16 protein-coding genes are annotated in these 25,657 nt (G+C 38.4%); 10 read left to right on the top strand and 6 right to left on the bottom strand.

All coding sequences use genetic code 11. The features are described from left to right. Positions 1–243 precede the first annotated feature (243 nt). The 3 genes from purL (at position 244) to BTO11_RS07345 (ending at position 8,139) form a co-directional block, all read left to right on the top strand. Positions 244–4,164, top strand: coding sequence for a phosphoribosylformylglycinamidine synthase (purL, locus tag BTO11_RS07335; RefSeq protein WP_105051991.1), 3,921 nt, complete (start codon positions 244–246; stop codon positions 4,162–4,164). 248 nt (positions 4,165–4,412) lie between these two features. Then, a complete protein-coding gene (gene gshA / locus BTO11_RS07340) occupies positions 4,413–5,981 on the top strand; it encodes a glutamate--cysteine ligase (protein WP_105051992.1) in 1,569 nt (522 codons plus the stop codon). Between the two features lie 1,546 nt (positions 5,982–7,527). Further along, positions 7,528–8,139 carry a transglycosylase SLT domain-containing protein gene (locus BTO11_RS07345; protein ID WP_105053693.1) on the top strand — a complete coding sequence of 204 codons (612 nt, stop codon included), beginning with the start codon at positions 7,528–7,530 and terminating at the stop codon, positions 8,137–8,139. A 129-nt stretch (positions 8,140–8,268) separates the two neighbouring features. Here BTO11_RS07345 and BTO11_RS07350 read toward each other — a convergent pair whose 3' ends face one another. The 4 genes from BTO11_RS07350 to BTO11_RS07365 all read right to left on the bottom strand — a co-directional run bounded on the left by BTO11_RS07350 (position 8,269) and on the right by BTO11_RS07365 (position 13,385). After that, positions 8,269–9,312 carry a phospholipase A gene (locus tag BTO11_RS07350; protein WP_105051993.1) on the bottom strand — a complete coding sequence of 348 codons (1,044 nt, stop codon included), beginning with the start codon at positions 9,310–9,312 and terminating at the stop codon, positions 8,269–8,271. A gap of 124 nt (positions 9,313–9,436) precedes the next feature. Beyond that, the gene (locus BTO11_RS07355; protein ID WP_105051994.1) at positions 9,437–11,071 is read right to left on the bottom strand and encodes a methyl-accepting chemotaxis protein; all 1,635 of its coding nucleotides are present in this window, start codon (positions 11,069–11,071) and stop codon (positions 9,437–9,439) included. A gap of 157 nt (positions 11,072–11,228) precedes the next feature. Further along, entirely contained in the window at positions 11,229–12,509 is a 1,281-nt protein-coding gene (locus BTO11_RS07360) for an HlyC/CorC family transporter (RefSeq protein ID WP_105051995.1), read from the bottom strand. 69 nt (positions 12,510–12,578) lie between these two features. After that, positions 12,579–13,385 carry a cytochrome C assembly family protein gene (locus BTO11_RS07365; RefSeq protein ID WP_105051996.1) on the bottom strand — a complete coding sequence of 269 codons (807 nt, stop codon included), beginning with the start codon at positions 13,383–13,385 and terminating at the stop codon, positions 12,579–12,581. Between the two features lie 249 nt (positions 13,386–13,634). Here BTO11_RS07365 and ffh point away from each other — a divergent pair, with 249 nt between their 5' ends. Beyond that, positions 13,635–15,005, top strand: coding sequence for a signal recognition particle protein (ffh, locus tag BTO11_RS07370; RefSeq protein WP_105051997.1), 1,371 nt, complete (start codon positions 13,635–13,637; stop codon positions 15,003–15,005). 149 nt (positions 15,006–15,154) lie between these two features. Here the strand turns inward: ffh and BTO11_RS07375 are convergent, their stop codons facing one another. Further along, positions 15,155–16,456 (bottom strand): sigma-54 interaction domain-containing protein, encoded by a 1,302-nt coding sequence (locus BTO11_RS07375; RefSeq protein ID WP_229793320.1) that lies wholly within the window; start codon positions 16,454–16,456, stop codon positions 15,155–15,157. A gap of 577 nt (positions 16,457–17,033) precedes the next feature. Between BTO11_RS07375 and BTO11_RS07380 the strand changes: the two genes are divergently transcribed. From BTO11_RS07380 to BTO11_RS07400, 5 genes are read left to right on the top strand one after another with little or no spacing between them, the layout of a single operon-like run. Next, a complete protein-coding gene (locus BTO11_RS07380; RefSeq protein ID WP_105051998.1) occupies positions 17,034–18,626 on the top strand; it encodes a cytochrome ubiquinol oxidase subunit I in 1,593 nt (530 codons plus the stop codon). Beyond that, positions 18,619–19,755: a cytochrome d ubiquinol oxidase subunit II gene (cydB, locus tag BTO11_RS07385; RefSeq protein WP_105051999.1), complete on the top strand. Its 1,137-nt coding sequence runs from the start codon at positions 18,619–18,621 to the stop codon at positions 19,753–19,755. Before BTO11_RS07380 ends, cydB begins: the two co-directional genes overlap by 8 nt. A gap of 10 nt (positions 19,756–19,765) precedes the next feature. Beyond that, positions 19,766–19,891 carry a cytochrome bd-I oxidase subunit CydX gene (gene cydX, locus BTO11_RS07390; RefSeq protein WP_105052000.1) on the top strand — a complete coding sequence of 42 codons (126 nt, stop codon included), beginning with the start codon at positions 19,766–19,768 and terminating at the stop codon, positions 19,889–19,891. 2 nt (positions 19,892–19,893) lie between these two features. Beyond that, positions 19,894–21,516, top strand: coding sequence for an ABC transporter ATP-binding protein/permease (locus BTO11_RS07395; RefSeq protein WP_105052001.1), 1,623 nt, complete (start codon positions 19,894–19,896; stop codon positions 21,514–21,516). Beyond that, positions 21,507–23,021, top strand: coding sequence for an ATP-binding cassette domain-containing protein (locus tag BTO11_RS07400; protein WP_105052002.1), 1,515 nt, complete (start codon positions 21,507–21,509; stop codon positions 23,019–23,021). Before BTO11_RS07395 ends, BTO11_RS07400 begins: the two co-directional genes overlap by 10 nt. Before the next feature lie 20 nt (positions 23,022–23,041). Here the strand turns inward: BTO11_RS07400 and BTO11_RS07405 are convergent, their stop codons facing one another. Further along, positions 23,042–23,203, bottom strand: coding sequence for a DUF2986 domain-containing protein (locus BTO11_RS07405; RefSeq protein WP_105052003.1), 162 nt, complete (start codon positions 23,201–23,203; stop codon positions 23,042–23,044). A gap of 205 nt (positions 23,204–23,408) precedes the next feature. Here BTO11_RS07405 and BTO11_RS07410 point away from each other — a divergent pair, with 205 nt between their 5' ends. Beyond that, positions 23,409–25,652, top strand: a complete 2,244-nt coding sequence (locus tag BTO11_RS07410; RefSeq protein WP_105052004.1) for an N-acetylmuramoyl-L-alanine amidase — start codon at positions 23,409–23,411, stop codon at positions 25,650–25,652. Positions 25,653–25,657 lie beyond the last annotated feature (5 nt).

Here is a 25,657-nt window from a genome sequence, read left to right on the forward strand (position 1 = left end):
AAAAAAATCCATTATATTACGATCAATCCTTTATCGGGTAAGCTTAGATTTGTTAGTTATAAAAAAGTGAAAATAAGGTGTTAAATTATCTGGTCGATTTGCTTGAAATTGTGCTAATCGTGTTTTTTTATTTATTCAATTTATTAATTACGCCTGCGCTCTATATCTTGTAGTTTATTGTGTATATAATGCGCGCCTAATTTTTTATCCTTTCAAAACAATCAATGAATGGTGAATTGGCATATGTTAATCCTTCGTGGTGCCCCAGCTTTATCTGAATTTCGTGTTAAAAAACTTCTTGCTGCATTTTCGTCTATTGGCTTAAATGTTAAAGACATTTATGCGGAATATTCGCATTTTGCTGACGTATCAGCGGAACTATCTAATGATGATTTAACTAAGTTAAATGCATTGTTAAAATATGGTCCGTCTATCGCCCAGCATGAACCTGAAGGTGAACTGATACTAGTTACGCCTCGTCCAGGAACTATCTCTCCTTGGTCCACCAAAGCAACTAACATAGCTAATAACTGTGGTCTACAAAGTGTCAAACGCGTAGAACGTGGTATAGCCTATTATGTTGTGGCTGATGGATTAACCGCTGAACAAAAACAACTAGTGATTGCTGAGTTATACGACCGCATGACCGAAGTCGTGTTCACTGACTTACAACAAGCCTCACAATTATTTATTGAAGAATCGCCTAAGCCGTTTGCTTCTGTGAATGTTTTATCTGGTGGACGTGAAGCGTTATCATCAGCAAACATCACAATGGGCTTAGCCCTTGCTGATGACGAAATCGACTATCTGGTTGAGAACTTTACCAAGTTAGGCCGTAATCCAAACGACATCGAATTATATATGTTTGCTCAAGCAAACTCTGAGCACTGTCGTCACAAAATATTCAATGCAGATTGGACAATCGACGGGGTTAATCAACCTAAGTCTTTGTTCAAAATGATCAAAAATACATTTGAACACAATAGCGAATATGTAACCTCAGCTTATAAAGACAATGCAGCGGTTATGCACGGCTCTGAAGCGGGACGTTTTTTCGCAAATCCAGAAACCAATGCTTATCAGTACCATAACGAAAGCATTGATATCTTGATGAAAGTTGAAACACATAATCACCCAACGGCTATTTCTCCTTTCCCTGGCGCTGCAACAGGCTCTGGTGGCGAAATACGTGATGAAGGCGCAACAGGTCGTGGTTCAAAACCTAAAGCTGGCTTAAGCGGTTATTCAGTTTCTAACTTACGCATTCCTAATTTTGAACAACCTTGGGAAATCAATTACGGTAAACCAAGCCGTATTGTGACTGCATTAGATATTATGATGGAAGGCCCACTTGGTGGCGCTGCATTTAATAACGAATTTGGCCGTCCAAATATCTTAGGTTACTTCCGTACTTATGAAGACAAAGTAAATAGTCATAACGGTGTTGAAGTTCGTGGTTACCACAAACCTATTATGCTTGCAGGTGGCTTAGGGAATATTCGTCGTGAACATACTCAAAAAGGTATTGTTCCAGTTGGCGCTAAGTTAATTGCGTTAGGTGGTCCTGCGATGAACATTGGTTTAGGCGGCAGTGCTGCTTCTTCAATGGCATCAGGTCAATCGAACGAAGACTTAGATTTTGCCTCGGTTCAGCGTGAAAACCCAGAAATGGAACGTCGTTGCCAAGAAGTTATCGACAAATGTTGGCAGCTAGGTGATGAAAACCCAATTGCCTTTATCCATGATGTTGGTGCCGGTGGTCTTTCTAATGCATTCCCAGAATTAGTGAATGACGCTGAAGTAGGCGGTAAATTTGAGTTACGTAATGTACCAAATGATGAACCGGGCATGTCACCATTAGAAATCTGGTGTAACGAATCTCAAGAACGTTATGTAATAGCCGTTGCTGCTGAAAACCTAGAAGTGTTTGAACAGTTATGTAAGCGTGAACGTGCGCAATACGCTGTTATTGGTGAAGCGACTAAAGAACGTCACTTAACCGTTAGTGATGAGCACTTTAATAACAATCCAATTGATTTACCGTTAGATGTTTTATTAGGTAAAGCTCCTAAAATGCATCGTGATGTAAAATCTGCTCAAGCTTTGGGTACTGAATTCGATTTAACCAATATTAAATTGGCTGACGCAGCAGAGCGTATTTTACGTTTACCTACTGTGGCAGAAAAAACTTTCTTAGTAACCATTGGTGACCGTACGGTTACTGGCATGGTTGCTCGTGATCAGATGGTTGGCCCTTGGCAAGTTCCTGTAGCGGATGTTGCGGTTACTACTGCTGCATTGGACACTTACCACGGTGAAGCAATGTCATTAGGTGAAAGAACACCGATTGCCTTGTTAAACTATGGTGCATCAGCGCGTATGGCGGTTGGTGAGTCAATCACTAACATAGCCGCTTCTGATATTGGCGAATTAAAACGCATTAAAATGTCAGCTAACTGGATGGCCGCAGCCGGTCACCCAGGCGAAGATGCTGGTCTTTATGAAGCCGTTAAAGCTATTGGTGAAGAATTATGTCCTGCATTGGAATTAACCATTCCTGTAGGTAAAGACTCAATGTCGATGAAAACTCAGTGGCAAGATGAAGCTTCAAATGAAGACAAGTCGGTAACGTCACCACTTTCATTGGTAATTACTGCGTTTGCTCGTGTTGAAGATGTACGTAATACCGCAACGCCTCAGCTTAGAACCGACAAAGGTGAGTCAGAACTTATCTTGCTTGATTTAGGCAATAAGCAAAATCGTATGGGCGCGAGCTGTTTAGCTCAAGTTTATAATGAGTTAGGCACGTCAACGCCAGATGTTGACGACGCTAAAACATTAAAAGGCTTCTTCGACAGCGTTCAAACCTTAATTCGTGACGGTAAAGTGATGGCATATCACGACCGTTCGGATGGTGGTTTATTCTCAACGGTTACTGAAATGGCATTTGCTGGTAAAGCCGGTGTTAATGTTGAGCTTGGGGGTTTATGTAGCTTAGGTGGTGGCGACGTAACTGCGGCATTATTTAACGAAGAGTTAGGTGCGGTTATTCAGGTTAAATCTTCAGATAAAGCTGCGGTATTAGCGGTATTAGCTGAAAATGGTTTAGCTGGAATGTCACACGTTATTGGCTCTGTTAATAATGACGACAAAATTAGCTTTACCGTTAACGGCAAAGTAGTCCTTGAAAATACTCGTACTCATTACCGTACGGTTTGGGCTGAAACTACATTCAAAATGCAATCACTGCGTGATAATCCTGAATGTGCTCAACAAGAACATGACGCTAAATTTGATGTAAATGACAAAGGTTTAAATGTTGAATTAACATTCGACATTAACGAAGACGTAGCGGCTGCGTTTATCGCAAAAGATGCATCAACAGGTGTTAAACCTAGAGTTGCGATTTTACGTGAACAAGGCGTTAACTCGCATGTTGAAATGGCAGCTGCGTTTAATCGTGCTGGCTTTGAAGCGGTAGATGTTCACATGAGTGACTTACAAGAATCTCGTATGAATCTTGCTGACTTTACTGGCTTAGTCGCTTGTGGTGGCTTCTCTTACGGTGACGTATTAGGCGCTGGTGAAGGTTGGGCTAAATCAATCTTGTTTAATGATATGTTAAGTGAACAGTTTAAAACCTTCTTCCACCGTGACAACACCTTTAGTTTAGGTGTATGTAATGGTTGTCAGATGATGTCTAACTTACGTTCGTTAATTCCAGGCGCTGATCATTGGCCTCGTTTTGTGACTAACAAATCAGAGCGTTTTGAAGCTCGTTTCAGCTTGGTGGAAATCCAACAGTCAGACTCTGTATTCTTTGCGGGTATGGCGGGTTCTCGTATGCCAATCGCTGTGTCTCATGGTGAAGGCCTTGCTGAGTTTACACAAGCTTCTGATATTAGCGCTGCACTTGACTCTGGTCTAGTTGCCATGCGTTATGTTGATAACAACGGTGAATTCACTGAAACTTATCCAGCGAATCCAAATGGTTCTCCAGAAGGTATTACGTCGTTAACCACTAACGATGGTCGTGTAACGATTATGATGCCACATCCGGAACGTGTATTTAGAGCAGTAACTAACTCTTGGCACCCAGATGAATGGAAAGAAGATAGCCCTTGGATGCGTATGTTCCGTAACGCACGTAAGTGGGTTGGATAAGATCTGTTTATCGTTCACATGTTAATGATTTTTAAGTAATTAGTTACTTTTAGATATTAAATCTCAAAAACCGCTGAAAAGCGGTTTTTTATTTCTGTTATGAAATTTATATAAATATATCTTTAATTTACCCTTTACTTTATAGATAGTAGACTCCATAACATGCTCTTATATAAAACTAATTGGTTTGAATATCTTTAGCAAAAGTAATTATTATTAATTCTAAAGATGTAAGGAAAGGTTGCGCATTGACAACAATTAAGCAAAAGCTTGAGCGATTAACTTCAGCCCAAGTGACCAAAGCAATAAATAATATTAAACGCGGAATTGAGCGAGAGAGCTTACGGGTTAATACCGACGGTAAACTATCTCAATTAGATCATCCGATTGCATTGGGAGCAGCCCTAACTCACCCTTATGTCACTACTGACTTTTCTGAATCGTTATTAGAGTTAATTACGCCACCTTCAAATAATATCAATACGACGTTTGCTCAATTAAAAGATGTGCATAAGTTTGTCGCCCAAAATATTGGTGATGAAGTGTTATGGCCAATGAGCATGCCTTGTTTTATTAATAATGAAGATGACATCAGGATTGCGCAATTTGGCAATTCAAATGTTGGCAAGATGAAATCAACCTATAGAACCGGTCTAAAAAATAGATACGGCTCTATGATGCAGGCTATTTCAGGCATTCATTATAACTTCTCATTACCAACTGAGTTTTGGCAGGTATTAAAAGAATTGGATGGTTCTGACGATGATAGTCAGGATTATCAATCTGCAAAATATATGCACATGGTACGTAACATCAAACGATTTGTTTGGATTGTGACTTATCTTTACGGCGCGTCGCCGGCTATGTGTAAATCATTCTTAAAAGGCCGTGAAACAGGTTTAGACTTTGATTCTTTTGGTAAAGGATCAATATTTTTAAAGAACGGCACATCATTAAGAATGAGTGACCTAGGTTATACCAATAGCGCACAGTCAGAGTTGAATATTGAATATGGTTCATTAACTCAATATATCGAAAAACTAAGAAAAGCGATTCATACCGAGTCTGCAGAATACAAAAAAATTGGTGTTAAAGTTGATGGCGAATATAAGCAGCTTAATCATAATATCTTACAGATAGAAAATGAATTATATGCGCCAGTAAGACCAAAACAAATTGCCGAGTCAGGTGAGAAGCCAACGGATGCACTCGCTAACCGTGGCATTATGTATGTTGAATTAAGAGCGCTTGATGTTAATCCATTCTCTCCTTACGGTATTTCTCTTGAGCAAATGCACGTATTAGATGTGTTCTTGATGTACTGCCTATTAAGTTCTGAAACTGAGTTAACCGATGCTCAGCAGCAAGAAGCTGAAGAGAACCAAGATGCGGTGGTATTAGAAGGTAGAAAACCAGATTTAGAACTAAGCCACAATGGTGTAACTAAATCGCGTAGCAATTGGCTAGGTGAGATATTTGATGACTTCACTACTATCGCTGCATGGTTAGATACACATTATGGTAAAACGGATTACAGTGACGCTATTAAAGCAACGTTACCATCAGTGACTGAACCGGCTAATACCTTGTCTGGCAAAGTGTTGTCAAAATTACAAACAACCCAAACCGACAATGGTGTATTTGGTCTGCAATTAGCGCAGCAATACAAACAAGAAATACTTAACAATGAGACGAGTGAATTTTCAGCCGAATTCTTACAACAAGAATCGGTTAAGTCACTGCAGAATCAACAAGATGTTGAGAACGCAGATAGCGTAAATTTTGACGACTTCTTAACTGAATATTTTAAATATTAGTTAGCTGTTTTTATCCTCTTTATTTTTGTGAATTTATAACCGTAAACAAGTTAAAAGCTTGTTTACGGTGACTTGCTGTTTTCATCTAGAATTAATACTTACCTCCCTGTTCGATACAGCCATACTTTCCTTGTTCATCCATGGCCACCAAGCATACTTACATCCCTGTAGGCCTTTGCTCTTTATGGTATTCATTGTCATCCATTCTCTGCGAACAAAAAGTCACGACATACCTGTTCCTTACGCATACTCTCCTTGGCCATCCATGGCCACCAAGCATAGGTACTTTCTTTATACCTTACAGGCATACTCTCCTTGGCCATCCATGGCCACCAAGCATACCTACATCCCTGTAGGCCGTCGTTTATTGTCATCCATTCTCTGCGAACAAAAAGTCACGACATACCTGTTCCTTACGCATACTCTCCTTGGCCATCCATGGCCACCAAGCATAACTACTTTCTTTGTTCCTTACAGGCATACTCTCCTTGGCCATCCATGGCCACCAAGCATACCTACATCCCTGTAGGCCGTCGTTTATTGTCATCCATGACGCACGACATACCTGTTCCTTACAGGCAAAAAAAAACGAGCATATATAAATATGCTCGTTTTAAACAACAACAACTTTTTTAAGGGAATAACAACTTTCACTATGTTAGACAGGGTTATGAAGAAAAGTTCACAGAATAAAAATAAATTATTATTGTTTATGAATATAAACAATATGGATGATTAAAATTCAAATAGGTCAGTGATCATTTAAGATGCATGGCCCTAAAAAAACAGCCCTAAAAAATAGGCAAAAAAAAGCGAGCATATAAATGCTCGCGACAATAATAACAACAACTTTACTTCAGGGAATTAATAACTTTCACTATGTTAGACAGGGTTATGAAGAAAAGTTCATTTAATAAGAAAATAAATAGATTATTTTAATTTTTCGCCTGAAAATTACCTTGATAGGCTTACAGCTTACAGCTTACAGCTTACAGCTTACAGCTTACAGCTTACAGCTTACAGCTTACAGCTATACTCTCCATGGCCACCAAGCATACCTACATCCCTGTAGGCCGTCGTTCATTGTCATCCATGACGCACGACATACCTGTTCCTTACAGGCAAAAAAAACGAGCATATATAAATATGCTCGCGATAATAATAACAACAACTTTCAGGGGAATAACAAATTCAACTTTCACTACGTTAGACAGGCTTGTGGGTAAAAGTTCACGAAATACAAAAAATTAATAATTTTAGTTAATTTTACGTTAGGATAGTGACCAAATTTAGTTTGTGTATAATTTTTATTAACTGAAGCTGACCTGGCTAACTTGTTAATATTAAGAAATAGGCCGTTGTTCATTATCATTATTTACGCAGCCGATAGTCCATGACGCACGACATATTTGTATAGTAGGGTAATACGCAGGCAAAAAAAAACGAACATCAATCAATGTTCGTTAAACTAACAACAACTTTCAAGGAATAAAAAAATACTGCTTTCACTATGTTAGACAGGTTTTTTGAAAAAAGTTCTTATAATATGAAAAAAATCACAATTTATTTACTACTAACGCTTTCAATTTTAGGGTGTACTACTCCACAACCTAAGAATATCAATAACATATGTGAGATATTTAAGGAAAAGAGCGATTGGTGGGATGACGCTAATGATATGAAAGATAAGTGGGGAACCCCAATTCATGTTGTTATGTCTATGATGTATCAAGAAAGCTCCTTTAGAGCCGACGCTCAGCCTCCAATGAGATGGTTTCTAGGATTTATACCTTATGGAAGAGCGAGCAGCGCATACGGTTACTCACAAGCTAAAACGGTAACCTGGGAAGAGTATGTTAAAGAGTCTGGTAATTACTGGGGTGATAGAGATGACTTTGAGGATGCTATTGATTTTATGGGTTGGTTCACAGCTAAAACGTATAGATTAAATAAAGTGTCGAAATGGGATGCCAAAAACCAGTATTTAAATTATCACGAAGGTTGGGGCGGATATCGCAATAAGTCATACAACAAAAAAGCTTGGTTGGTTAAAGTCTCTAAAAAAGTAGATGCTAGAGCAAGAGTCTACGGGCAACAGCTAAAAGGTTGCGAAGAATACTTGAACTCAGGCTGGTTATGGCGATTGCTGTTTTATTAAATTGTTTTAGTTTTCTTGTTATCTAAAATAGTAATACTTTCATTAGAACAAATAAAAAAACGAACAGATGGCTTTGTAATAAAAGCAGCTGTTCGTTTTTTTTATACAATTTCTATACTAAGTGGAGGGTTAAAATATCTCAGTTAGCGCGATACCTAGTCCAAACTTTTGCTGTTTGTGATCGTAGTCGATCATACTCTCTCCGTAGCCACTAAAGTACTGAATGGTTCCTATTAATTTTTTCTGTAAAGGATAAGTGTAATTTAACTCAATTGCACCGTTACCTGTTCGCCAATTTTTTCGTACTAGTACGGTTATTTTATTATGATCATTAAAGGCATAAGCAGCATACATTTCATAGTTACCCATATAATCTTCAATATCTGGATTGTCATCACCCTTAGAAGATAAAGGGTCTGTTTTATCCGTTTCAGGTATTCGATACCAAGGATTAAACATCAGCATGTAATCACCTTTTTCAAAAATAAGCGACCCAACAATCCGATTCCAACTTCTTGAAAGTATTTGAGTTTGTCCGTTTGATTGATGTTCAAAAGATACAGCGTACCCCATATTGCCACCAAACGGTTTCCATGGAAGAGGTGAACGGTAAAAAATTTCAGGTTGATAATTAGTTTCTCTGAACGGTTTGGAAATCTCACTAGAGTACAATTGCCACCAGGCTTTAATTGTCATGCCAAAATACAAACCATCGCCTCGGGTTAAAAGATCACCTGAGTTAAGTGGTATTTTGAAACTGACTTGGTATTTGGCTTCAACTATTTTCATGCCTAACGCATAGTCTTCAACAAACTCATAAGGTTCACGATTAAAGTTATCCGTTATAGTTGCAGGTAATATGTAACTTGGCTTATGCGGTGTGATAACAAATGGATTGAATTCTGTCATTTTTTCTTCAAGAATTCTTTTGGCATATCGACCGGGTTTGAAACTCTTTTTGAGAGTTTCAACCTTACAGTATTGATTAAGCTGCTCTTGAGTTCCGTCGTATAAACCAGACTTTTTTATATTGTTAATGCATGTATCAATTTTTTTTAAATAATTAAATTGTTCATATTCATCTTCAACACTGTCAACTGCATGTGCACTGAAAATAGTAAAAGTAATCGAAATGGTGAACATTAAATGGGTAAGTAATCTTGCTAGTTTCACACTGAAAATCTCTTGTTTGAGTTTAGTAAACAAGTCCTTTGACCTGATACTATTGGCTATATGGGTATTGAAAGCTTTATGTTTTAAACATCCGTGTATTAAAACATAAAATTGTCAGGGGCGACTAACTAAGTTTAAAGCGAGTGACTGAATTTGATAACTCAGTAGCTAATGCCATGGTTGTATTAGCTTGGTTACCATTATTTTCTGCAATATCAAAATTGGCTTGAGTGTGATCAGATAACACAGTTAAATTTTCACTTATGTCTTCTGCCACAACACTCTGTTCTTCCGTTGCCGTTGCTGTTTGTGCCGCAACGTTAGAAACGTTAGCACAGGCTTCACTTATCTTCTCCAAAGACTCAAGCGTCTTTTGAGACAAGGCAACCGTTGATTCTGTTGCACTATTTCCTTCACTTATTGAGGTGACTGCTTCTTCAACCCCTATTTGCAATGCTTCTATCATGCCTTGAATGTTCTGAGTGGACTCTTGTGTACGACTCGCTAATGTTCTTACTTCGTCAGCTACAACGGCAAATCCTCGGCCTTGTTCACCAGCTCGAGCTGCTTCAATCGCGGCATTTAGTGCAAGTAAATTAGTTTGATCCGCCACTCCTCTAATAACATCTAATACGGATGCTATATCCGCTGAGTTTTCAGATAAGCGAGAAATGACTTCAGCTGCATTGTTTACTTTAGTAGACAGCTGCTTCATCTCATTTACTGCATTGTTGGTTATGGTTTTCCCTTCAGTAGCTAGACTATTCACAACATCAATTTCAGTTGCGGTTAAGCTCGCGTTACTTGCCACTTCCTTAATTGCGTATGACATTTCGTTTACCGCGGTCACTATCATATCTACGTTATCAGTTTGTTGTTTACTGGTTTGTTTTATTTCTTTTGCTCCAGAGTCTAATTCGCTTACTCCGGTAATCACTTCAGCTGACTGCTCAACAATAGAGCCAATTAAATGGGCTAGCTCATCCAAAAATTTATCAAATTCGTTAGCTATTTGGCCTATCTCGTCTTTTCTTTTGCTATGTATGCGTTGGCTTAAGTCGCCATTACCGCTATTGATTGCTTTTAATTGAGTTGAAAGGTTTTCTAACGCATCAGCCATCGTTTTAGGTGCAATAATACCAGCGGTAAAGGTTAAAATAATGATGATAATACTGAAAATGGTTAATATCGTTTGGGTCGTTCCGACTTCGCTTATAATGGTTTTGCTCACAGAGAGGCTTTTGTTATCGCCAGCCTCACCAGCAATATTATAAAAATCTCTTAATTGGTTGAAGCTGGTTAACGAAACACCTGCACTTTGCTTCCTAGCTTGTTCTACTTGGCCGCTATTAATCAAACTAAATACTGACTTTGCAGCGTTTTCCCATTTTTTAAATGCGGTATCAAATTGATTGAGTTTTTGAGTTACGTCCGGGTAAGCCGACATATATTGCTTAAATTCTTGCATACGGTCGTAGGCTTGTTGGGCGTTTTCTTCGAAGTCTTTTTGATTTTCGGTTACTTGAGAAGGGGAGCTATTACCTATGAGCATTTGTAACTCAGCGGCTCTTGCTTGGTATAGGTCTCGGTCAGCATTGATAACAGCTGAAATTGCAGGGTTAAATTCATGAGCAAATAGCGCCATGCCGTTTTCAGTTTTACTAACCAATGAAAAGTTCATTACATTAGATACGATAAGCACGACTGCAATACTACAAAACATAGCTGTGTATCTAACGCGGATACTTTCAAAATTCATTTATTACCCCTTAATTATAAAGATGTCACTAATGAATATAGTTCATTATTCGCTTAGTTAGCGGCCGGGATAACAAAAGATTGATTTTATTCTTGGAATATAGGGGCTGAGCGAGTGATACTGGGGTTGTAGCGCTTAAAAAGCAAAGATACACCAGTTAATCTGATGTATCTTCTGATTCTATTTTTGGATGAATTTTAGCAAGTGAAACTTTATTGTCTTTCACACTAAGAATTTCAATAGGGTAGTCAGCAATCAAGATTGAAGTGCCACTTTCTGGGATATCAGCCATGATTTCTTGAATAAGCCCATTGATTGTTTTAGGCCCATCGGTTGGTAAATCCCAATCCATTTCTTTGTTAATGTCACGCATAGATGAGCTTCCATCTAATATATAACTGCCATCTGGTTGTTTAATACAGATGGAACTTGGATCAACAGAAATACCAGTAGTAAAGTCACCAACGATTTCTTCCAAAATATCTTCCAGCGTAAACAACCCCTGGATATCACCATATTCATCTACAACTAGACCAATACGTTCTTTATTTTGTTTTAGTTTTTGTAACAAGACAAAAAGAGACGTGCCTTCTGGTGTGTAATATATTTCACGTACTGCACGCAATAGAGTCGTTTTACTAAAGTCTTCTTTTGCTAATAATCGTAATGCGTCTCTAACATGGATAAAACCGACCGCATCGTCAATATTGTCTCGGTATAACAACAAGCGAGTATGGTTGGCGTAAGTTAGACCTTTAAGTAAATTCTTCCAATCGTCATTAATATCCAGCGCATATATTTCGTTACGCGGGATCATAATATCCTCGGCTTTAATTTTGCCTAAGTCGAGCAAGTTAACAATCATGTTTTGGTGACTGTCTCTGATCAAACCACCAGATTCATTCACTACTGTTTTAAGTTCTTCTTTGCTTAAGCTGTGTTCTTCTCTTTGTTCTGAACTAACGTTTAATAACGCTAAAATACCATTAGTAATAAAATTAACGATAAGCACTAATGGAAATAACAGTTTCATTAAGAACAATAGAAATATTGAACTTGGGAATGCTACTTTTTCTGGATGTAATGCGGCTAATGTTTTTGGGGTGACTTCGGCAAATATTAAGATCACAAAGGTAAGCCCAAAGGTTGCTATCGCGACCCCCATATCGCCGTATAAACGGGTACAAATAATCGTTGCGATAGATGCTGCGCCAATATTAACTAGATTGTTACCAATTAATATTAACCCTATCGTTCTGTCTGGACGACTCATTAACTTGGCAACTCGTGTTGCCCCTTTATGGCCTTCTTTTACTAAATGTTTAAGCTTGTATTTGTTTAAAGCCATTAAGCCAGTTTCAGTACTTGAAAAGTATGCTGAAATGAAAATAAGCACAACGAGTATGATAACCAGTGTACTTGTAGAGATGTCGCCCAAAATTTATCCTTGCTGGAATTAAGAAATGTATAAGTATGATCTTATGCCGGTATAGTCAAGCCAAATACGTTAAGTGAGTAAGATTTCACGCACAAAACGACTGCCAAAATATGCCAACGTGAGTATTACAGATGCCAGTATGGTGCCAATTGCGCTATTACGCCCACGCCATCCATACAGTTTATGACCAATAGCAAGTGTTGCAAATGCAGCCCACGCTATTATTGAAAGTATTGTTTTGTGAGCGTATTGCTTGGCCCACATATTATCTAAAAATAACAAACCTGTGACTAAAGCCGCAGTTAATAACAGCAAACCGATAAACATTAATCTAAATTGCTGAGCTTCAACAATGTTTAGAGACGGCAGGTGGCTATTTAGCGATAATGTTTTTGATTTTAATTTTGCATCTATATACCTAAATTGTACGGCATATAAAGAAGAGATAACTAATACACAGTAAGCACTCACAGATAACACGATGTGAATTATTAAAGGTGTTGAAGAATCAATAGATACGCCCATGTAGGCTAGTGAATCATGGGGAATAAAAATAACAGCCAATGATAACAATGCAGAGAAACAATAAGTAACAAACAAAATCATTAAGTTGGTACTGGTAAAGGAACGGATAGTTAATACCGCAGCAATCAGTGCATTTATTAATACACACATAGCGGCTAATGATAAATGAAGTTCAGTGCCAACAAATAAAATAGAGCGTACTGCAAATAATTGGAAAATAATTGCGGCAATAGCTACTGAAAACAGTACCTTGGAATTGAATTTTGCATTCAGAAATATAGTTCTCGCCGTAATGAAACTGGCAAGAGTAAATCCAATAAAAGCTAAATTAAGTCCTAACATTACGGACATGGGTAAGAACCTTCGTGCATCAATTTGATAAAAATAACACTTTGATGTTACCACGTTTTTTTAATTCGTTAATCAATATTATTTAGATCTAGAAAAAGAATAATCGCATTAAATGGATAGATTATCCCTTTGTTACAGTTTGAAACCTTGTAATTGGCTTTTTACTCTATATTTAGCTTAGGTAGCGGTATATAATCCTAACATTCGCGCTGTTAAAAACAGCTAGCCTAAGTAAGAGAATAATCACATATGTTTGACAATTTATCTGAACGATTATCCGAGTCCCTGAAGAAGATCAGCGGACAAGGTCGATTAACTGAAGACAATATAAAAGATACGCTTCGTGACGTTAGAATGGCGTTGTTAGAAGCCGACGTTGCCTTACCGGTCGTTCGTGAATTTGTTAAATCAGTTAAAGAAAAAGCCGTTGGTGAAAACGTTGGTAAAAGTTTAACGCCAGGTCAGGTATTTGTAAAAATCGTGCAGGGTGAGCTTGAAAAAGCCATGGGCGATAAAAACGAAGACTTAAATCTTGCGGCTCAGCCTCCTGCTGTCGTAATGATGGCTGGCTTACAAGGTGCGGGTAAAACCACATCGGTTGGTAAATTAGCCAAATTCTTAAAAGAGAAAAAGAAAAAGTCTGTCTTAGTAGTAAGTGCCGACGTTTATCGTCCTGCTGCAATAAAGCAATTAGAGACCTTAGCGGCGGAAGTCGATGTTGAGTTCTTCCCAAGTTCAGTAGAACAAAAGCCAATTGATATTGTTACGGCGGCAATTGACCACGCTAAACGTAAATTTTTCGATGTATTGTTAGTCGATACGGCTGGTCGTTTAGCGATAGATGAAGACATGATGGGTGAAATCAAAGCATTGCATGCTGCGGTAAACCCAGTTGAAACTTTATTTGTTGTCGACTCCATGACAGGTCAAGATGCTGCGGTTACGGCCAAAGCCTTTGACGACGCATTACCATTAACCGGTATTATCTTAACCAAAGCGGACGGTGATGCTAGAGGTGGTGCAGCATTATCAATTCGTCATATTACTGGTAAACCAATTAAGTTTATTGGTATGGGTGAGAAAATTGATGCATTAGAACCTTTCTACCCTGAACGTATCGCAAGTCGTATTTTAGGAATGGGTGACGTTCTTTCTTTAGTTGAGCAAATTGAATCAACCATAGATAAAGAAAAAGCCGCTAAAGTTGCTAAAAAAGTAATGAAAGGCAAAGGCTTCGACCTTGAAGACTTCCGCGACCAGTTATCACAAATGCGTAGCATGGGTGGCATGTCGAGCTTAATGGACAAAATGCCGGGTATGGGCAAAATGTCTGAAGCGATAAAAGGCCAAGCAAATGACAAACAATTTACTCAAATGGAAGCCATTATAAATTCAATGACCAAAAAGGAACGTAAGTTCCCAGACGTTATTAAAGGCTCTCGTAAGCGTCGTATTGCAATGGGAAGTGGCACACAAGTTCAAGATGTAAACCGTATGTTAAAACAGTTTATGCAAATGCAAAAAATGATGAAAAAAATGAAAGGCGGCGGCATGATGAAAATGATGCGCGGCATGGGGGGAGCTGGTGGCGGTATGCCAGGTGGTTTCCCTAAAATCTAATATGGACTTTCAGTTCAATTAGATTGGAGTAATACTTATCATTAAAAAAAGAGTTCATAAGAACTCTTTTTTTGTTTTCAGCTTATAACAACTCTAGTTTATAAACACTCTAGCGTATAAACAGGGTTAGTGGCTTTACTCGCAGTTCATCAATAATCTATAGAAAGTTTATGCTTCTCTATTTTTCTATATAAGGTTCTAGTACTCACACCCAACAACTCAGCGAGTTCGTCCAATGTATAAGCTTGAGTATTTAGCATTTTATATAAATAGTCAGCTTCAACTTGCTCCAGTGTTTTAGCTTTTGAACCTGACACTTCCTCATTAAGTGGATTAAATAAAATGTGCTCAGGTAAGTCTTCTACGGTTATTTCATCTTCATCGGCTAGTAACGCAGCTTGCTCCACTAAGTTCTTCAACTCTCTAATATTACCCGGATAGGTATACTGCTTGAGTACGTTTAACGCCTCAAGACTAAAGCGTTTTTGTTGTGACTGTGAATGATTTAAAAAGTATTGAGTTAATAATGCGATATCGCCTTTACGCTCAGATAATGATGGTAAAAATATTGGAAACCCTGCTATTCGATAATAAAGATCTTGGCGAAATTCACCTTTGTTAACCAGCTCCAATAAATTCTTATGACTGGCTGAGAGAAAACGGAAGTTCGAGGTTTTTTGCTTTAAACCGCCAACCGTTCTGTAAGTCCTTGTCTCCAGTAACCTAAGCAACTTTACTTGCATATTTAATGGCACATCGCCAATTTCATCAAAAAATACAGTTCCGCCGTTGGCGAGCTCTATCAAGCCTTGCTTGCTGTGAGTTGCACCTGTGAACGACCCTTTTTCATGGCCAAACAATTCAGACTCAAACAAAGACTCTGTTAGTCCAGTACATTCAATAACTACAAACGGTTCATCTTTACGGGGGCTAACATCGTGTAATGCCTTAGCCACTAACTCTTTACCTGTGCCAGTTTGTCCTTGTAACAACACGGCTATTTCTGACTTTCCTGCCCGGTTAATTTTTTTTAATAGTGCTAAAAATGGTTCACTTTCGCCCACCATTTTATCTTTTTGTGATTGTGCTGAGGCAAATTTTAGGTCTTCTAAAATCTCTAAAAAACCAATAGTGATGCCATCTTCATCTTTAATTGGTTTCATCACAATGTCACAAATATCTTTACCATTTTCCATCTGATGAATGTGCACAACACTGGCCGAGCGGCCAGATTGAATACATGACTGGATAGGGCAGCTTTCACCATTTTGATCACACGGAACTGCGCTTTTATGAGAGACCGAATGACAACGACTAACACCAATATCGACCTTGGTAGAGTAAACGTCCTGGTACGGTTGGTTGACGGCTTGAATAACATAATCAGGAGAAATAAAAATAGCCGGTTTATCTATAGAATTAATCATAGATTGGATAATAGAAATGTTCATAAGCCTCGCTGTCAATAACGACAATGTGTTTGCCAAATATGGCATTAAGTTAACCGTGTTTCCAATACTTTTATGCGAGTGCACCGTAACTGGGTTTTAAAAAGGGCTTAGCTTAAAAAAGATACCTTGGTGCAAAAAAGACAAAAATAGCATTTGAGAAGTACTTTCATAAGAAAAGTAAAAAATGGCACGAGCGAACCTATTTATCAAAAATACATTGTTAAAACTTTAGGTATTGAGCGTTTACAGCCAGATAAAGACAAGTATTAAGAAACTCTATTTTACATGAGTTTTGTCATTAATGTCATGAGTTGTGTCATATATGGCATTTGGGGTTGCTGTTTTTATTGAAAATAGTGCTGTAGCACCCTAATAGCTTGATCTATATCAAAAAAGCCAGCTCATTTTATTGGCATAGTAACTGCTATGTTAGCGCTGTTAGTTATTGTTCATTTGTTATTAATCAGCGTCTCAACAATCTAACATTATATTTTTACAGCCTAATTGATTTACTGTTGTTTTAAATTAAACAAAAGTTATTGGGCTATTACTTAACGTACAAAAAAGGATAAGTAAAATGAGCGAAACCTTAGTTGAACTATCACGACTACAGTTTGCCCTCACCGCCATGTTTCACTTTATATTTATACCTCTTACGCTTGGACTAAGTTTTCTATTAGCAATAATGGAATCTGTCTATGTGATGACGGGAAAAGAAATTTATAAAGAGATGACAAAATTTTGGGGTAAGTTATTCGGGATTAACTTTGCTATTGGTGTAGCAACCGGACTTACAATGGAATTCCAATTTGGTATGAATTGGTCTTATTATTCCCATTACGTTGGTGACATTTTTGGGGCTCCACTGGCTATAGAAGGCTTGATGGCATTTTTTCTTGAGTCCACCTTTGTTGGTTTGTTCTTTTTTGGTTGGGATAAAATGTCCAAAGGTAAACATTTAGCCGCGACTTGGTTAGTTGCCATTGCATCTAATTTGTCAGCTTTGTGGATACTTATTGCAAACGGTTGGATGCAACATCCTGTAGGTGCAGAATTTAATATTGAATCTATGCGAATGGAAATGACTAGCTTTAGTGAGCTACTTTTCAATCCTGTTGCTCAAGTTAAATTTGTTCATACTGTTTCTGCTGGTTACGTAACAGGGGCAATGTTTGTTTTAGCTATCTCGAGTTACTACCTATTGAAGGGCAGAGAAACGGCATTTGCTCGTCGCTCATTCGCTATTGCAGCTAGCTTTGGTTTAGCCGCTTCAATCTCCGTTATTATTCTAGGTGACGAAAGTGGCTATGAATTAGGAGACGTACAAAAAGTAAAATTGGCGGCCGTTGAAGCTGAATATGAGACTCAAGAAGCGCCAGCTGACTTTACCTTATTTGGTATTCCAAATGATGAAACCGAAGAGGTTGATTACGCCGTACGCCTTCCATGGTTAATGGGTATTATTGCAACTCGTTCTCTTGATGAGGAAGTAACGGGTTTAAAAGAACATAAAATTGCTCATAGAGAACGTATTATTTCAGGTATTGAAGCGCATAAAGTTATAGGCGCTGTACGTGATGGTACTGCAACTGAGCAAGAGCTTGCACAGTTTAATGCTCATAAAAAAGATATGGGATACGGACTGTTATTAGAGCCTTTTACTGACGATATAACCAATCCATCTCCTGAAGCGATAGAAAAAGCGGTTGATTATTCAATTCCAAAAGTGGCCCCATTATTCTGGAGTTTCAGAATTATGGTTGTTGCAGGCTTTTTGATGTTATTCATATTTGCTGCTGCATTTTACTATTCTACCAAGCATCAAATCACGCAACCTCGATGGTTACTTAAAGCTGCGTTTTGGGGATTACCATTACCTTGGATTGCCTGTGAAGCCGGTTGGTTTGTTGCTGAGTATGGTCGTCAGCCTTGGTCGATAGCTGAAATATTACCAGTGCATACGTCAGTATCTAACTTATCTGAAGCGCAAGTTTTGTCTACCATAATTGCCTACTCAGCTTTTTATACTGTGATGTTTATTGCTGCATTTTACTTAATGCAAAAATTTGCTAAAAAAGGACCAACTTTGGTTGCTCAAGAGCAAGCAGAGATGAAAAGACAAGACGAATTACTTGCTCAACTAGATTCAAAGGAGCACAACAATGATTGATTATGAAGCTTTGAGAGTTATTTGGTGGGTGCTGATTGGTGTTTTACTGATAGGTTTTGCAGTCACCGATGGTTTTGATTTAGGTGTGGGGGCTTTGCTGACGTTAGTTGGTAAAACAGACCAGGACCGTCGTATAATGATCAACACTATTGGGCCTCACTGGGATGGTAACCAAGTTTGGTTTATCACCGCAGGTGGAGCGATATTTGCGGCCTGGCCATTAATTTATGCGGCTGCATTTTCAGGGTTTTATGTGGCGCTGGCCATAACGCTTATTGCGTTATGGATGAGACCGCTTGGTTTTGACTATAGAAGTAAGTTGTCTAATCCAACGTGGCGTAAAAGCTGGGATTGGGCATTATTTGCTGGTGGAATAATCCCTGCGCTTATCTTTGGTGTGGCATTTGGTAACTTGTTATTAGGTGTACCGTTCCAATATGACGACATGTTAAGACCAACGTATACGGGTACTTTCTTTGATTTGCTAACTCCGTTTGCATTGATCACAGGGTTGGTATCAGTGGCCATGTTATTAAATCATGGTGCAACTTGGTTACAATTAAAAACCGACGGTAAATTACATACTCGTGCACGTAATGTGTCGGTTGTATTATCTGCAGTAACGGCGGTTTTATTCACATTAGCAGGCGTGTATTTAGCCTTTGGTGTTGATGGTTACGTGATCACGTCTGACATCAATACGCTAGCAACAAGTAATCCAATGAACAAAGAAGTCTCGGTTCAAGCGGGGGCTTGGTTACAAAATTACAGCAAGTATCCTTGGATGGTTATTGCGCCTGTGTTGGGGATTGTGGCTGCACTTTCGTGTTCATACTTTTCAAAAATAAACCGAGGTGGCTTAGCATTTGTCTCTAGTGCACTGTCTATTACAGGCATTATCTTAACAGCTGGGTTCTCTATGTTCCCATTCTTGATGCCTAGTAGCACTATGCCAGAAGCTAGTTTGACTGTATGGGATGCAACGTCTAGCTTATTAACGTTACAAACTATGTTTATTGCTGCTTGTATATTTGTGCCTATTATCTTGTGTTACACCGCATATGGTTATTACGTTATGCGTGGACGTATCAAACAAGCTGATTTAAACAAAGCTCATACAATTTATTAAGGAATTAATTATGTGGTATTTTACTTGGTTATTAGGTGTTTTACTTGCCTGTTCATTCGGCATAATTAATGCCTTGTGGTTAGAATCAACCGAAGATATGGACCGTATCGACGACATGGAAAACCTAGATAAATAAAAATGACAACAAATGCACAGCACTGGTTAAAGGAACTTACAACGCAATATCGTATTCAGTTGAGTATGTTATTAGCACTTAGAACATTAATGTTCGTTAGCCAGGCGTTGTGCTTTTGGTTTTTCTCCAACATTATGGGGATATTCATTACTCAAGGTTCTACCTTAGTGAATGAACTTATCCCCTTATTTATTCCCTTATTTATTGCTTCCACATTCGCTTGGGTAGTGATTAAGTATTACCTTAACGTTCGTGTTGCCAAGTTACAGCAACAAGTAGAAACCGACATACAAAACCGAGTTGAGCAAACGCTTAATTCTCAGCAAAACGCGCTTTGTCGGCAGTATTCTAGTTATTTCTGGCAGCATGTTTGGATATCTCACATACCTGCAATTAGTCAGTTTTTGACTCAATATCAATTACAAAAAATGCTATCAGGTCTTATTCCTGTTTTTGTCATTATTGCTATTATTCCCATTAATTATTTTGTCGCGTTAATCCTATTGATCACACTACCGATTGTTCCCTTATTTATGATCTTAGTGGGTAAAGGGGCGGCAAAATTACATCAACAACATTTTATTGCGTTAGAGCGTTTAGGTGGTTTGTTTGTAGACAGACTAAAAGCGTTAACCTTATTAACCAGCTTTAATCAGCACGACACCGAAACCGCCAGATTAGATGAAGCCAGTAAACTGGTGAACGACAGAACCATGCGCGTGGTTGGTGTGGCTTTTTTATCGACTTCAGTACTCGACTTCTTCTCGACCGTTGCCATGGCATTAATTGCGGTGTTTATTGGCTTTTCTATTTTAGGGGAAATTAGTTTAGGGCCAGAACTGCCATTTACCTATGGTTTGTATCTTTTACTGGTCGCGCCTTTATTGTTTTCTGAGTTGAAAAACCTAGGTAGTTTCTATCATCAAAAAGCATTGGCTGAATCTGCAGCGGAAGCTATTTACCCTGTTGTTAAACAAGAAAACACAAACAACCAAGCATTTGCTAACAAAACGGGTAGTCAAAACACATCTTGGCAAAACCTACACTGGCAAAACTTTCATATTGAAACACCATCACTAAAAGCTGAGAACCTCAGTTTACAACAAGGTGAACATGTATTTTTACAAGGGCCGTCAGGCTCAGGCAAAACCATTTTGTTAGAAGCGCTAATGGGACTAAGGAAGTCGAGTCACCAGCTCACAGGTAAATGTGTCTTGTTAAGTCAAAGCGCGGTAATAACCACAGCCAGTGTCAGAAGTAATTTAATGTTAGACCGTGTGCTGCCAGATAAAACATTGCTGGATATGTTAAATAAAGTAGAGCTTACACCTTGGTTACATAGCTTACCTAATGGACTTGATACCTTGATGGGCGAACATCCTCCATTATCAGGCGGTGAGGCACAAAGATTAGCGCTAGCGCGTATATTATTACAACAAGCAGACATTGTGTTGTTAGATGAACCAACCGCGCATTTAACTAATGAGCAACATATCTTATTAGCCGAGCTCATTAATCGCTTATGCCTTAGCCAAACGGTTATTTGGGCGTCCCATAAGACTTTACCCGATAACTGGTTTTCTCAGCAGTGGATAATTGAACAGGGGGAAATTTTATGCAAATAAAATCCCCCTGGTTAGCCCTGTTTTTGGCTATTGTTCATGCGTTTTCTGGCTTAACCATTTTACTTTTTTCATCTTGGTTTATTGCGGCTTGTGCGGTTGCTGGAACGGGATTTAATTATATGCTTCCGGCTGTGTTGATAAGAGCGTTGGCGTTAATTCGGATTTCCAGCGGGTATGCTCAAATGTGGGTTGGTCATAGCCATTTATTAAATTTGTTAGCAAAATTAAGATTAAACCTATTCTCAAAGCTGAAAAATCAACTCACTTTTACCACAGGTATTGAGTCTGACAAGTTAACCTTTCAAACAGAAGCAATAGCCTCTATTTGGGTTGGTTGGGTATCACAAAATGCCAGTGCCTGGTTGGCAATGGCTGTATTAACCATATTCACTGTATTGCAACTACCTGTATTTAGCTTTGCTTGGATAAGCTTTGTGTTAGTTTGTGCCGTGATTTACTTATACCTGATTGTTATCGGTATAAAGGCGGCCAAACGCAGTTTAGCCATTAGACAAGAATTGGAATGTGACATTGAACATTACGTTAATGCAGCGCCAATTTGGCATATGTATCAAGACATTGAACATCCAAAAGCGGGTGAATATTTTAAAATGAATCGCCAGCATCAAAACAGCCAAGATAACGCCAGTTTATGGTTATTGATCTTATGTTTTGTTTCGGTGGTTTATTTGTTTTCAGTGATACAAGTGTCCCAAGTATTTTCGCCAGTAATATTAGTTTTACCTATGGCAATCATGGCAGCCCCCGATTGGTTTGGCCGAATATTTGCGACACAAACTCGCCTTATGGATTACATAACCAGTGTTAAAAACATAAAAGATATTAGTGGTGTTAAACCACTCACTCGTCAAACATGTAAAATTTCAACAATTAAAGTGAGTGACTTTGCAGCACAAGGCGCGAAACATAAGCCGGTTTCATTCTTGTTAGAGCCTCATTCTTTATTGTTGTTACAGGGCGGTTCAGGTGTTGGTAAGTCTCGGTTGTTACAAGCCATTAGTGGTTTGATTTCTTACACAGGTAAGCGTCAAATTAACGGGGTTGAGCTTGAAGGCGTGCTGGACGATTGTATTTACATAGAGCAAAGCCCGTATTGTCTATCAGCTACGTTAAGAGACAATATTAAGTTGGCAAATGCTAGTGTAACCGACGACAGAATAAATCAGGTTCTGAGCCAATTAAACTTGTCTCAACTAGAACTCAAAGGCTCTACAGCGGATAAACCAAATAAGTTAGACCAATGGATTGGTGAAAAAGGCCGCAAGCTCTCTGGTGGAGAATTAAAACGTATTGGCCTTGCGAGAGCTATGGTGTCAAACGCATCAATGATTTTATTGGATGAACCTTTTGAAGGATTAGACCAAGCTAATATTACCCATGTGGTAAATATTATAAATACACTGTCTCAAACCAAAGGCGTCATTGTCGCGTCACACATTATTCCACAACAGTTACAAAGCACATCTTCACTTCAATTATCATAAATAGAAGTAAATAAGCTGGATTAACTCTCTTGAGTCTCAGCTTGAGATGACTGTTCTTGTTGCTCTAATAAAGCTCGGTCTGCTTTAGAAACATATTTAGGTTTGTTACTTTTATGTAACTTTTGTTTGGCCTTTTTCAATTTACTTTGAAAAGCATCGTTTATCTTCTTTTTTCTGTTCATGCTGTTATCGCCTTATCTAACGTTAATCAATCTATTTTACAGTTAAAATTGAATAACTGTAATGCTCAATTGTTATTTTTATAAAACAAATATTGATTGCCAGAGGGGGCTAGCTTTATTCGTTGTAGTCATGGCACAATCATTACTAATACCAACTCTTTATATGGATTGGTATAACATAGTTTGTGCAATTTTTAATTAAATAGTGAGTAAATTTATCAAACGTTTTTTTGTTATTTTATTTTCCGTAGTTTTATTAAACGCGTGTAATTCATTGCCAATTAACAAGCAAATATCGGTTGGACAAAACGCAAGAATTCAATCTCTCATACTACACTTCACCGCGTTAAATTATGAACGTTCTATGTATGCTTTAAAGGACAGTGGTGGCGTTAGTGCCCATTATTTAATTCCTGAACAGCAAGACTCAAGCTACCCAAATTCTAACTTAGAGATCATTCAACTCGTTGATGAGAATCAAAGAGCTTGGCATGCGGGTGTGAGTTACTGGGATGGCAGAAAAAACTTAAACGACACTTCCATTGGCATTGAGATTGTTAACGTTCCAAATTGTTTGCATAAACCTGTAGTGGGATACACGCATGGTGGCGAATATGGCGCACATAGAAATTGCCTGTTTCCAAATTTTGAAGCTGAACAAATTGAACTGTTAATTGAATTAGCGCAGGGGATTTTACAGCGCCACCCTGATATTGAACCGACTAAGGTGATTGGTCATTCAGATATCTCACCTAGCCGTAAAAACGATCCTGGCCCTCGCTTTCCTTGGTATCAGCTTTATCAAAACGGCATAGGTGCCTGGTACGAACAAGAAACCGTGGATAAATACCTACAAGATTTCAGTTTGGTCAGTCCTTCAATCAATATTGTACAAAAAGCTTTGGCTTTTTATGGATACAATATTAAAGAGACGGGAATACTAGACAGCCAAACACAAGATGTTCTGTCGGCTTTTCAGTCACATTTCTTACCAACACAAGTCACTGGCGAGTTAACGCCTGTAACAACAGCGACTGTGTTTGCTTTATTAGATAGATACAAACAGCCAAGGTTAGAATTTTTACTTAAGCGTTATGATAAAGAAGTGGATGAAACCTTACTAATATCAGGTCGTCTTTCACCACGTTCTAATGCTAGCAAGACAAATAAGCACAGCATCAATCAAACCTTTTATGGTGCTAAAGGTCAAGGTTCCCTGATATTAATACATTTGGATTTCGCCTCACTGAATAAGTTAAACGTGTTAATTAATGGTAAGAGTCTGGACCTTAAAAAAGCACGTTCAGTGACTACATCAACAAATAGGACTGGCATTCAGTTAGATATTTCCAATGCGGTCACAAACGGGACAAACGTATTAAAAGTGACGTCAAAAAGTGACTTATCGTTACTTACCATTCAAATGGACTCGCCAACCATAATTCCGGCAACACGTTGGGTCGACCGAAAACTGAAAAATGACTTGGTGAATGGTTTAACTCAATTAGAGGAAGATTTTGAATTTAGCCTGGTCAAAAATGACAAACTAATTGCCCATCATGCCTTTGGTGATAGTTATCTCAACAATACTCTGTACTTAAAGCAACTAACCACATTTTTCACCACACAATTAGCTGTGTTAAAACTGGTCGGTGACGACAGGTTAAGATTAGATAGACCTGTGTCTTACTATTTATCTGAATATAAAGGGGATGGGCGTGGTAACCGCACTATTGAACATTTATTAACTCACTACTCAGGTTACCCAAGTGTAGAAAACTACCTTAATGGTTTAATGCCAGATGATGAGTTAGATAGCGAGAATATCGCCACTAGAAAAAGCTTACCGATACAATGGAACAAGGCGATATATAATGTGCCGTTTTATTATGGGGTAAATCAAAAGCTAAATTACAGTGAATTTAACGACTTGGTATTGAGGTTGGTGATTGAACAAGTGACCAATATGACATTTGAACAGTTTGTTGAAAACAGAATCCTGTCACCGCTGGACCTAGACAGCAGCATATTCCGCCAGGTGCCAAACAACAATTTATATCCGGTGAGCTTGTTAACCAGCCAAATGAAAGACATCACCATATTGGCTCAGTTATTCAAAAGTGGCGGTAGCTATGGCAAACAGAATATTTTCAAACCAAGTTCTTTTACCAGCTGGTATCAACATAACTCTTTTTGGTTAATAGCGTCTGAGCATAACCAAATAAATAGACTGGTTGGGATACAAGAATGTCATCCGTATTTAACACAAAATAGTCATGTGGCAATTACTGAAAAAGGCCTAGTGCTGGTGGATGATAAATTAGATATATCGCTGGTGGTTTATTTCCCTCACGCCGAAAAACACAATGTGAATCAGTGCGGATTATCGCAACAGCAGCAAGATGTATTAACCAAAGTATTTGAAATTATTTATCAGGCTAAAAGTTAGGGGCT

It is taken from the genome of Psychrosphaera saromensis, from assembly GCF_002954545.1.
GTDB lineage: Bacteria > Pseudomonadota > Gammaproteobacteria > Enterobacterales > Alteromonadaceae > Psychrosphaera > Psychrosphaera saromensis.

Coding starts and splice junctions, on each gene's coding strand:
- purL (WP_105051991.1), top strand. CDS start 244: ATGTTAATCCTTCGTGGTGCCCCAGCTTTATCTGAATTTCGTGTTAAA.
- BTO11_RS07345 (WP_105053693.1), top strand. CDS start 7,528: ATGAAAAAAATCACAATTTATTTACTACTAACGCTTTCAATTTTAGGG.
- BTO11_RS07355 (WP_105051994.1), bottom strand. CDS start 11,071: ATGAATTTTGAAAGTATCCGCGTTAGATACACAGCTATGTTTTGTAGT.
- BTO11_RS07365 (WP_105051996.1), bottom strand. CDS start 13,385: ATGTCCGTAATGTTAGGACTTAATTTAGCTTTTATTGGATTTACTCTT.
- ffh (WP_105051997.1), top strand. CDS start 13,635: ATGTTTGACAATTTATCTGAACGATTATCCGAGTCCCTGAAGAAGATC.
- BTO11_RS07375 (WP_229793320.1), bottom strand. CDS start 16,456: ATGAACATTTCTATTATCCAATCTATGATTAATTCTATAGATAAACCG.
- BTO11_RS07380 (WP_105051998.1), top strand. CDS start 17,034: ATGAGCGAAACCTTAGTTGAACTATCACGACTACAGTTTGCCCTCACC.
- cydB (WP_105051999.1), top strand. CDS start 18,619: ATGATTGATTATGAAGCTTTGAGAGTTATTTGGTGGGTGCTGATTGGT.
- cydX (WP_105052000.1), top strand. CDS start 19,766: ATGTGGTATTTTACTTGGTTATTAGGTGTTTTACTTGCCTGTTCATTC.
- BTO11_RS07395 (WP_105052001.1), top strand. CDS start 19,894: ATGACAACAAATGCACAGCACTGGTTAAAGGAACTTACAACGCAATAT.
- BTO11_RS07400 (WP_105052002.1), top strand. CDS start 21,507: ATGCAAATAAAATCCCCCTGGTTAGCCCTGTTTTTGGCTATTGTTCAT.
- BTO11_RS07405 (WP_105052003.1), bottom strand. CDS start 23,203: ATGAACAGAAAAAAGAAGATAAACGATGCTTTTCAAAGTAAATTGAAA.